At 66.4% G+C, this 10,001-nt stretch carries 7 protein-coding genes and 1 pseudogene; 7 read left to right on the plus strand and 1 reads right to left on the minus strand.

Annotated features, from left to right (window positions below; translation table 11 throughout):
* Nucleotides 1-138 precede the first annotated feature (138 nt).
* The 5 genes from ACLBYD_RS24700 (at nt 139) to ACLBYD_RS24720 (ending at nt 8,456) form a co-directional block, all read left to right on the plus strand.
* Nucleotides 139-1,374: an amidohydrolase family protein gene (locus tag ACLBYD_RS24700; protein ID WP_447818489.1), complete on the plus strand. Its 1,236-nt coding sequence runs from the start codon at nt 139-141 to the stop codon at nt 1,372-1,374.
* 58 nt (nt 1,375-1,432) lie between these two features.
* Entirely contained in the window at nt 1,433-2,308 is an 876-nt protein-coding gene (locus tag ACLBYD_RS24705; protein WP_447818490.1) for a hypothetical protein, read from the plus strand.
* 3 nt (nt 2,309-2,311) lie between these two features.
* Nucleotides 2,312-4,297, plus strand: coding sequence for a YhgE/Pip family protein (locus ACLBYD_RS24710; RefSeq protein ID WP_447818491.1), 1,986 nt, complete (start codon nt 2,312-2,314; stop codon nt 4,295-4,297).
* Between the two features lie 69 nt (nt 4,298-4,366).
* Nucleotides 4,367-5,746: a glutamate decarboxylase gene (locus tag ACLBYD_RS24715; RefSeq protein WP_447818492.1), complete on the plus strand. Its 1,380-nt coding sequence runs from the start codon at nt 4,367-4,369 to the stop codon at nt 5,744-5,746.
* Nucleotides 5,747-6,005: 259 nt separating this feature from the next.
* Nucleotides 6,006-8,456, plus strand: coding sequence for a helix-turn-helix transcriptional regulator (locus tag ACLBYD_RS24720; RefSeq protein WP_447818493.1), 2,451 nt, complete (start codon nt 6,006-6,008; stop codon nt 8,454-8,456).
* A 23-nt stretch (nt 8,457-8,479) separates the two neighbouring features.
* On the opposite strand, the gene ACLBYD_RS24725 is transcribed toward ACLBYD_RS24720, so the two are convergent.
* A complete protein-coding gene (locus ACLBYD_RS24725; protein WP_447818494.1) occupies nt 8,480-9,130 on the minus strand; it encodes an amino acid-binding protein in 651 nt (216 codons plus the stop codon).
* A 368-nt stretch (nt 9,131-9,498) separates the two neighbouring features.
* Between ACLBYD_RS24725 and gatC the strand changes: the two genes are divergently transcribed.
* A complete protein-coding gene (gene gatC, locus ACLBYD_RS24730) occupies nt 9,499-9,798 on the plus strand; it encodes an Asp-tRNA(Asn)/Glu-tRNA(Gln) amidotransferase subunit GatC (RefSeq protein ID WP_447818495.1) in 300 nt (99 codons plus the stop codon).
* Nucleotides 9,795-10,001, plus strand: a pseudogene (locus ACLBYD_RS24735) (Asp-tRNA(Asn)/Glu-tRNA(Gln) amidotransferase GatCAB subunit A); the annotation flags it as partial. The gene gatC and the pseudogene ACLBYD_RS24735, both read left to right, overlap by 4 nt.

The raw sequence follows: 10,001 nt of genomic DNA on the forward strand, positions 1-10,001 counted from the left end.
CTTTTTCGAAAAGGGTGAACGGTTGGGGTGAATTGGTTCGGGATCCTTTCGGTTGGTCGGAAGTCGTGTTCGATGCGCGTTAGCGTCCCAGCCATGACGGAAACCGGTAAGTCCACTCATCGCCTTCTTTTTCGTAATGTGCGAGTTTTCGACGGAATCTCCGGAGAGCTCGTCACCGGCGACGTACTGATCGACGGAGACCGCATCGTCGCCGTATCCGAATCGCCGATCGGCGACGAACCCGGCCGCGAGACCGACGTGATCGACGGCGGCGGGCGGGTCCTCATGCCTGGCATGTCCGACGCGCACGTCCACCTCGTCGGCAACGCGAACTCCTACATCGACATGGTGATGGGCAGCGAAGCGCACATCGCGCTCAACGGCCTCGCCGAGGCCCGCAACATGCTGCTGCGCGGCTTCACCGCCGTCCGCGACATGGCCGGCGACACCGGCAGCATCAAATCGGTGATCGACCGGGGATTGTTCGTCGGTCCCCGCATCTACCCGTCCCAGGCCGCGATCTCGCAGACGTCCGGGCACGGCGACTTCGGCTTCGTCTACGAATGCCCCACAGCCCTCGGTGGGGATCAGGCCCGCGCCGAACAGATCGGCTTCATGCGGGTCGCCGACGGTGAGGACCGGGTCCTCGCAGCCGTGCGCGAGCAACTCAAGAAGGGTGCATCGCAGATCAAGCTGATGGTCGGCGGCGGAGCGGCGTCCATGTACGACCCGCTGTACACCGTCCAGTTCATCGACAGAGAACTGCGTGCCGCCGTCCAGGCCGCATCCGACTACGGCACGTACGTCGCCACCCACGTCTACAACGTCACCGGGATCCGCCGCGCGGTCGCGGCCGGGGTGAAGTCGATCGAGCACGGCCACCTCGCCGACGAGGAGACCGTCGCACTGCTCGCGGAGAAGGAGGTGTGGTTGTCGATGCAGCCCTTCGCGCTCGGCGACCACCACTATCCCGACCCGGATCGCGCGGAGAAGGACAAGCAGATCTGCACCGGCACCGACCACGTCTACGAGTGGGCGCAGAAGCACGGCGTGAAGACGGCCTGGGGAACCGACCTGCTGCTCGAGCCGCAGATCGCGCCGCGCCAGAGCGAGATGGCCGCGCGGCTCGGCGACCACTACAGCAACCTCGACGCGCTGCGGATGCTCACCTCCGGCAACGCCGAACTGTTCCGGCTCGCAGGCGAACGCGATCCCTACCGTCAGGCCCGATGGGGTGTGATCGACAAGGGCGCCTGGGCGGACGTGCTCCTCGTCGACGGCAACCCGCTCGAGGATCTGAGTCTGATCGCCGATCCGGCAAAGAACCTGTCCGTCATCGTGAAGAACGGCCACGTCGTCAAGAACAGCGTGTGACCGTGGCAGCGCATCGGACACGGCACCACGCCCCACTCGCTCGGCGCAAGGACGGTCGGTGACTCACTACGGACAGCACAGCGACGCAGAGGCCTGGGACGAGTTGTCGGACGAGCAACTCGAGGACCCCTTCGTCGCGGACGGAAACTACGGCGGAACACCGGTGGGCACAGCCGAACCGGATGATCTCGGGACTCCGCCGTACGGCACTCCGGTCGTGCAGCGGGCAACCGCACGGCAGACGCCGGGCACACTCGTGTCGGCGCGCGGGATCGAACTCCACGGACCCTGGGGCCATGTCTTCGGCCCCCTCGACCTGGACCTCGACGCCGGGGGAGTGACGGTTCTGGCCGCGCAGGCCGGTGCTGCGCGGACCGCGTTGCTCATGGCTCTGTGCGGTCGCATGCGACTGACCCGGGGATCGCTGACGGTTCTCGGCGAGGACAGACCGCAGAAGATCATCGCGCGGTCGGCGATTGCGTGCATGAACGAGCTCGACGAGGTACGCCCGTCGGTCACCGTGCGCGATCTCGTCACCGAGCAGAAGCGGTGGGATTCCCCCTGGTACCGGTTCGTTCCGCGGGTGCACGAGGACGGCGTCGCCGAGATGTGCGAGGAGATCTTCGGCGACGTACCGCTGCCACCGCTCGAGGCGTTCGTCGACGATCTTCCCGAACTCCAACAGTTGCTCCTGCGGATCTCGGTGGCGAACACCCGGCGTCCCCCATTGCTGGTGGTCGGCCGGATCGATCGGATCGCCGACGACGGCGAGCGTGCCACCCTGCTCGACCGGCTCGTCGCACTCGGCGAGAACCAGTCGGTGATCATCGGCGACGTGAACCCCGTCGAACCCGGTGTCGGGGTGCGAGCCGTGGTGGACATGCACGATCTGCTCGGACCCGGTGACATCGGCGTCCTGACGAAGAGGAAGTGACGAGTGCTCGCAGGCGTCTCTCTCGGTAGCGACTCGAAGCGATATTTCCGCGGCACGATGCTGCGCATCGCGATCGCGACGATCATTCTCATGCCATTGCTGTACGGCGCCATGTACCTGTGGGCCTTCTGGAACCCGTTCGGTGCGGTGAACAGGATTCCCGCGGCGATCGTCAACAACGACACCGGTCGTTCGTCGACGGGGGAACAGGTCGACGCCGGCGATCAGGTCGTGAAGTCCCTCATAGCATCCGGTCAGCTCGATCTGGCGGAGGTGTCGGAAGAGGACGCCGTCGCGGGTCTGGCCGACGGAAAATACTATTACACCATCACGATTCCGGAGAATTTCACCGAAGCGGTCGAATCCCCCAACGGCGACAACCCGGAGAAGGCGAATCTGGTCTTCACTTTCAACGACGCGAACAACTATCTCGCGACGATCATCGGGCAGGACGCGTCCGAACAGGTGATCGGACAGGTGAACTCCACGATCGGTGCCCAAGGTGTCGGGACCGTGCTCACCGGTCTCGAGAGCGCCGGCTCGGGTCTGAAGCAGGCCGCCGACGGTGCCGGGCAACTCGCCGACGGCATCGACACGGCCAAGAGCGGCGCGGACCAGCTCGCTTCGGGATCGCAGGAGCTCGCGACGAACATGGTCACGGCGCGAGACGGGTCGGCGCAGCTCGCCGCCGGCGCGAACGAACTCGCCACCGCGATCGACGGCGTGACGGGTCCGCTGCTCAGCGCGCTCGACAGCGGTGCCCTCTCGGGTGTCGCCGGGCAGGCGGCGGAGCTGCGGGCCTCGCTCGACGCCCTCGAATCGCGGGTACCGCAGACCACGCAGTCGACGGTGAACCAGGCCGTACAGCAGGTCGTCGACATCCTGAACCGGAGCTCCGATCCGGTCGTGCAGCAGGCGATCACCGCGTTGACACCGCTGACGGCGCAACAGGCGGCCTCCGATGCCGACGCCCTACGCGCTGAGATCATGCGTCTGCAGGCAGACGCCGAACAACTCGAGTATCAACTCGGCAACCCGAACAGTCCGCTGCAGGGAGCCCTGGCGACGTTGTCGAACGGGGGACTGGCGGCGGACGTGAACCGACTCCGCAGCGGTGTCGACGAACTGAGCTCCGGTGCCGCCACTCTGAACTCCGGTCTCGTCCAACTCACCGACGGCAGTGTCCAGTTGGCCGACGGAGCAGGAGAGCTGTCCTCGGGCATGGTCGAGTTGCAGTCGGGTTCGCAGGAACTCGCGCAGGCCTTGAGCCAGGGTGCCACCCAGGTGCCGAGCTGGACGGACGAACAACGCACCGCCACCGCCGAGACCTTGTCGACTCCGGTTGCTCTGCAACAGAACTACACGAACGAGGCACCCACCTTCGGTACCGGTTTCGCCCCGTTCTTCCTGTCGCTCGCCCTGTTCGTCGGCGGCATCATCACGTGGATGCTGCTCACCCCGTTGCAGTCGCGGCCCACCGTCGCGGGACTCGGTGCCTACCGCACGGTCCTCGCGTCGTACTGGCCGGCTCTGCTGGTAGGCATCCTGCAGGTGGTCGTGATGTACACGGTCGTCCATTTCGGCGTCGGACTGGACGTGAAGCACGTGGTGGGGACGATCCTGTTCCTGATGTTGATCTCCGCAACGTATCTGGCCATGATCCAGGCGTTCAACGCGATCTTCGGCGTCGCCGTCGGCCGGGTGGTGACCTTGGCCTTCCTGATGCTGCAACTGGTCTCGGCCGGCGGTATCTACCCCGTGCCGACCACGGCGAAGCCGTTCCAGTACATCCACCCGTTCGACCCGATGACCTACACCGTCAACGGTCTGCGGCAGCTCACCGTCGCCGAGAACATCGATTCGCGATTGTGGATCGCAATCGCTGTCCTGGCCGGAATCCTGCTCGTATCGTTGACGCTGAGTGCCCTGTCGGTCCGGCGCAACCGCCGCTACACGATGGAGAGGCTGTACCCGCCGATCGAGGTGTGAGGACCGCCCGAATACCCCGACGTCCACCGGATCGGACGAGTGTTCGATGCGCGAAAAATGGAGGTAGCCATGTCAGATCCCACCGCTCAGAGCGAGACACTCGCACCCGCTTATACGGGCCGACTCGGTACCGACCCGATTCCCGCTCTGAGACTCCCGAAGTCGGAAACCGCTCCCGAAGCGGCATACCGCTTCATCCACGACGAGCTGATGCTCGACGGCAGCTCCCGGCTCAACCTGGCCACTTTCGTCACCACGTGGATGGATCCGCAGGCCGACCGTCTTATGGCGGAGACGTTCGACAAGAACATGATCGACAAGGACGAGTACCCGGCGACGGCGGAGATCGAGACCCGGTGCGTCAACATGGTGGCGGCGTTGTTCCACGCCGAGGATCTGTCTCCCTCCGATCCCGCGTCGGCGACGGGTGTCTCGACGGTCGGATCGTCCGAGGCCGTGATGCTGGCCGGTCTCGCTCTCAAGTGGCGGTGGCGTCAGGCACGGCAGGCGGCCGGCGAGGATGCGACCAGGCCGAACCTCGTGCTCGGCAGCAATGTTCAGGTGGTCTGGGAGAAGTTCTGCCGCTACTTCGATGTCGAACCGAAGTACCTGCCGATGGAACCCGGCCGCTACGTCATCACCCCCGAACAGGTCCGCGACGCGGTCGACGAGAACACCATCGGCGTGGTCGCGATCCTCGGCACGACCTTCACCGGTGAACTCGAACCCGTCGCGGAGATCGCCGCGGTGCTCGACGAACTCGCCGGCTCCGGTGGTCCCGATGTGCCCCTGCACGTCGACGCCGCCAGCGGTGGATTCGTCGTCCCGTTCCTCCATCCGGAACTCGAATGGGACTTCCGCGTACCGCGCGTGGTGTCCATCAACGTCAGTGGCCACAAGTACGGCATGACCTATCCGGGCATCGGCTTCGTGGTGTGGCGGTCGAAGGAACACCTGCCCGAGGATCTGGTCTTCCGGGTCAACTACCTCGGTGGCGACATGCCGACCTTCACCCTGAACTTCTCGCGCTCGGGTAATCAGGTGGTCGGGCAGTACTACAACTTCATCCGTCTCGGGGTCGCCGGGTACACCCAGATCATGGAGTCCCTCCGCGACACCGCACTGATGTTGTCGCAGATGATCTCCGAGATCGACGACATGGAGATCATCACCGACGGTTCGGCGATCCCGGTGCTGTCCTTCCGGGTGGTGGGAGATCCGGGATACACGGTCTTCGACATTTCCCACGAACTGCGGGCCCGCGGATTCCAGGTTCCCGCCTACACGATGCCGGCCGACGCCGAGGACATCGCGGTATTGCGCATCGTGCTCCGTGAGGGATTCAGTCGCGATCTCGCGTACAAGCTCGGCAAGGACATCGCCGAGGTCGTCGAGTATCTCCGCAAGGGTGTCGGCCGCGGCCACACCGACCAGGCATTCGCACACTGAACGATGTCACGGCGGGGGAGAAGCTCACCGAGTTTCTCCCCCGCCGGCGTGAGATCCGTTCGTGGACCGTGTGAATGGAGGTGCGGAATTACTCCGATGTGATTTTCGACGCGTAAACGGAATTCCGGTGAAATCCGTCATTTCCCCCGCGGGCTGCTAATATTTGCACATATCTGTGAGTCCGTTTCGGGGACGATGCTGCCCGGATGCGAAAGGGATAGTGGACGTGCCGAGAACGATGCCCTTGTCTCGTCGCCGATTGTTCTCCGTTCTGTCTGCACATTCCGAACTCGCCGTGCTCGTCGGCGGTCCCTTCTCGGGCAAGACGACACTCGTCAACACGTGGCTGGCGACCGACCCGTGTCCCGAGATGGTGCCCGTCGTGGTTCCCGAACCCGCGCACGATGTCACACCCGAGACGTACTGGGCGACGGTGGCATCGTCGCTGTGCAACTCCCTCGGAATCGACGAACCCGTTGCGGCGGAAGACTCGTTCGACACGGTGTGTTCGGTACTGGTCCGGCACGCCCGACCGGTGATGTTCGTGCTCGACGGTGTCCGGACGGTCGAGGCGATCGAGGACCGGGTGGGGCAGTTGCTGCAGCTCGGTCCGCAGGTGCGGGTCGTGGCGACCAGCAGAGCTGCGGGGTCGTGGACCGAACATGTCGACGGACACCCGCGCAGGACGATCGTCGGCGCCGACGACCTCGCGTTCACCGTGGACGAGACCGCTGCACTGTGTCGCCTCTTCGGGCTCGCACGGGACGAACGCACCATCGGGTGGATCACCCGCCGCACCGAAGGATTCGCTGCGTTCGTCGCGGCGGTGTGCGCGACGCTGCGCGCCGAGAAACCGCACCGGGCCCACAGTGCCGACGCCCTCGACGTACTCGTCGACTCGGCCGTCGATCTCGTCGTCATGCACGTCGTGGCCGCGGATCCCTCACCGGCACTGTCCTCCCGCTCGGTCCTCGTCTCCGCCGCACCGAGCACGGTGACCCGGTCGTCCATCTCGGCCCTGCCGCACATCGACGACGGCGACGCCTTCCTCACCGCACTGGTCGAGTCGGGACTGATCGAGGCCTGCCCGACGGACGACGGCTCGGCGGACGACGAGACCGGTTGGTGCTATCCCGAGGTCGTCCGCAGATCACTCCTGCGGATGGGCGGCGCGGAATACCCGGAGGAATTGTGGGACGCGCGGTCGGCTCTCATCGACCACTGGCTGCAGCGCGCGCGTCCGGACATCGCCCTCGAACATGCCGTGGAGCGGCGCGACTGGCGGTGCGCGATCGACATCGTCGAGAAGAACTGGGTGGCACTGTACGGGAGCGGATCGCTCCGCTCCCTGGGAATCGTGCTGCTCGAGTTGCTCCCCGACGACATGGCGACCGACGATCGCACCGTCGCGTCCCTGCGGACGATCACCCGTGCCCGGAACGAGTCGGAAGAGCCGGGGGAGTGGACCTTCCCGCAATCCTTCGACACGGTCCTCCACCTCGGAAGTCTCCGGATGCAGGGTGCCTACGACGACGCGATGGAGGTGTGCGACGGCCTGGCCACCGAACCCGTGCCGGATTTCGAGATGCTCGACATCACGACCCGGCACGCCCACGGACTGAAATACCTCAACTTCGGCACCGTCTACCTCCTCGGCGGACGCACCACCGATGCCGGAACGATGCTGCGCCACGCTCACACGGCGGGTCGGGGTGTGTTCGTCGAGCGGGAGGCCGCAGGCAAACTCGCACTTCTCGAAGCCCTCCGGGGCCGGACCCACGAGGCCACCCGCTGGATCGAGGAGGAACGCCGGCATCCCCCGATCCTGGGAGAGGCCGAGGCTCTCGTCCGCACGGCGGGCCTGGCGGCCACCACGCTCGTGGCACTCGACCGGCTCGACACGGGCACGGCCTTCCGCGCACTCTCCGAGCTCGGCACGCCTCGCCACACGGAGGAGTTGTGGGCGGCGGTCATGTACGCGCGTGGGCGACTGGCGTTGCTGAGCGGTGTGCCCGCCGACGGTCTGCTGTACATCGATTCGGAGTTGCAGCACTTCTCCCATCGCCTCACCGGTATCTCCGCGGTGTTGGTCGATGCCGTCCGTGCCGATCTGCATCTCGCCCTCGGCGAGGCCGGCGCGGCGCGCGAGTTGCTAGACGGGTCGACGCATCCCCTCACGGCTCCGGCCCGCGCGCGCTTGCGTCTGCTCGGTGGTGATCCCGGAGGCGCCGAGGTGATCGTGCATCGCGGGGATGCGGCCCGTGAGCACTGTCCGGCCGTCGCTGCGGAACTCGCCCTGATCGGATCGGTGGCGGCGCTGCGACTCGGTCGCCGTACCGACGCGCGACGGCATCTCCAGCGGGCCGTGGTGCTGGCGGAACATGCCGGAGTGACGCGGCCGTTCGTCGGTGTCCCACCGTCGGCCGTGCGCGACATCCTGTCCCTGGGTGTCGAACTGCGGATCGATCTCGACTCGGCGATGGCCGAGTACGGCATCTTCCGCGAGATCCGTATCGTCGTACGGCTCACCCCACGCGAGCGCGCGGTCCTCGACGCATTGCTCGCCGGCGGCACGGCGAGCACGATCGCCAAGGAACAATTCGTCACCCTCAATACCGTCAAGACCCAGTTGCGTTCCCTCTACCGGAAATTGGGCGTGCATTCGCGTGAGGAAGCGATCGCGCAGGCACGCAGGCTCGTCGTCGGCTGAGCCCTGTCCAGGCCCTCGGGGGACTATCGGAGGACGGTGCCGACGATGCCCGCGAAGTAACCGATGCGTGCGATCTCGGACGGACGGAACTCCGGTCCGCCGGGACGGCCGAGGACGAGGACGCGTTCGGGTGAGCCGAGGGGAGCCGCCGCGAGCATCGTGTCCATGTCGCGCCAGAGTTGCGGCACCCACTCACCGTCGTGGTCGAGCAGGGTGGCCTCGGCGAGAGGCATCCAGGGGACGCCGTCGAGGTGGGTCTCCGGCGAACCCGGGCTCCCCGCGATGCGGAAGATGCCGTTCGGGCCGACTCCGAGCACGGTCGACCAGCCCACGCGGAGCACCCGGGGAGCGCCGTCGACGAGGACCTGGATGCGGTCGTCGCGGGCGGCGGCGACGTGATCGATCAGTTCGAGTTCGCGATGGGTGTCGAGGATTCCGGCGTAGGGACGGATCGAGTCGACCGTCACACCGGGCAGGGCCTCGGCCGCGGTGAGGAGCGTGTCGGGGAGCTTGCCCGGCTCGACGTCGACGACGAGATCGTCGATCGCGAAGTCCGTGCCGCGTTCGACGACGTCGAGCGACAGGATGTCGGCGCCGACCGAACCGAGCGCCAGGGCGAGCGAGCCGAGGCTACCGGGACGATCGGGGAGCCTGACACGCAAGAGGTACGACACGTGAGTCCTTTCCCCAGTCGGTTTCGTGCCGTCGACGAACGCCGCATCGACGGCACGTGGTGCGCCGGCATCCGCATGCCGGCCCAGGGGCCCGTGTCGACCTCTGGCAGACCACATCCTTGCACCTCGTCGACGGCGTCAGGGACGGTGCAGACCCGAAAATATGCCGAGCACACCGAAAATCCCCGGTCGCGACGGGGCATGTCACACGAACGCAACACAGCGTTGCGAAGCTCGCAACATCGGCGGGCCGGATGCGACGCCGACGGCGCGACGAGTGATGTCGCCCGAACCGCGTGCGCCGTCGCTTCCAGGACGCATTACCCTGGACAGGACGTTCACTCTCCATCGGAAAGGGGCCATTCACGGTGCCTGCCATCTCCCGTGACGAGGTCGCGCATCTCGCCCGGTTGTCCCGGCTTGCGCTGACCGATGCCGAACTCGACGAGTTCGCCGGTCAGTTGGATTCGATCCTCAACCACGTCAAGGCGGTGTCGGAGGTGGCCGCGGACGATGTGGCTCCCATGGCGAACCCGAACGCCGTCACCAACGTGACGCGACCCGACGTCGTCGTCCCCGGTCTCACGCCCGAGCAGGCGCTCTCCGGTGCGCCGGCCGTCGAGGAGGCCCGCTTCTCGGTCCCGCAGATCCTGGGAGAGGACGAATGAGTACGGATACGACACGCCTCGACGCCGCGACCCTGGCGTCGAAGATCCATGCCGGCGAACTGTCGTCGGTGGAGGTCACCCAGGCCCACCTCGATCGCATCGCCGAGGTGGACGGCGAGTACAACGCCTTCCTGCACGTCGCCTCCGAGCAGGCGCTCGCCGCCGCGGCCGAGGTCGATCGGGCCGTCGCCGCGGGCGAGAAG

The sequence above is a fragment of the Rhodococcus sp. C26F genome, assembly GCF_053345925.1.

What these genes read in the sequence shown, in the direction of transcription:
- ACLBYD_RS24715 (WP_447818492.1), top strand. Translation starts at nt 4,367, where the DNA reads ATGTCAGATCCCACCGCTCAGAGCGAGACACTCGCACCCGCTTATACG.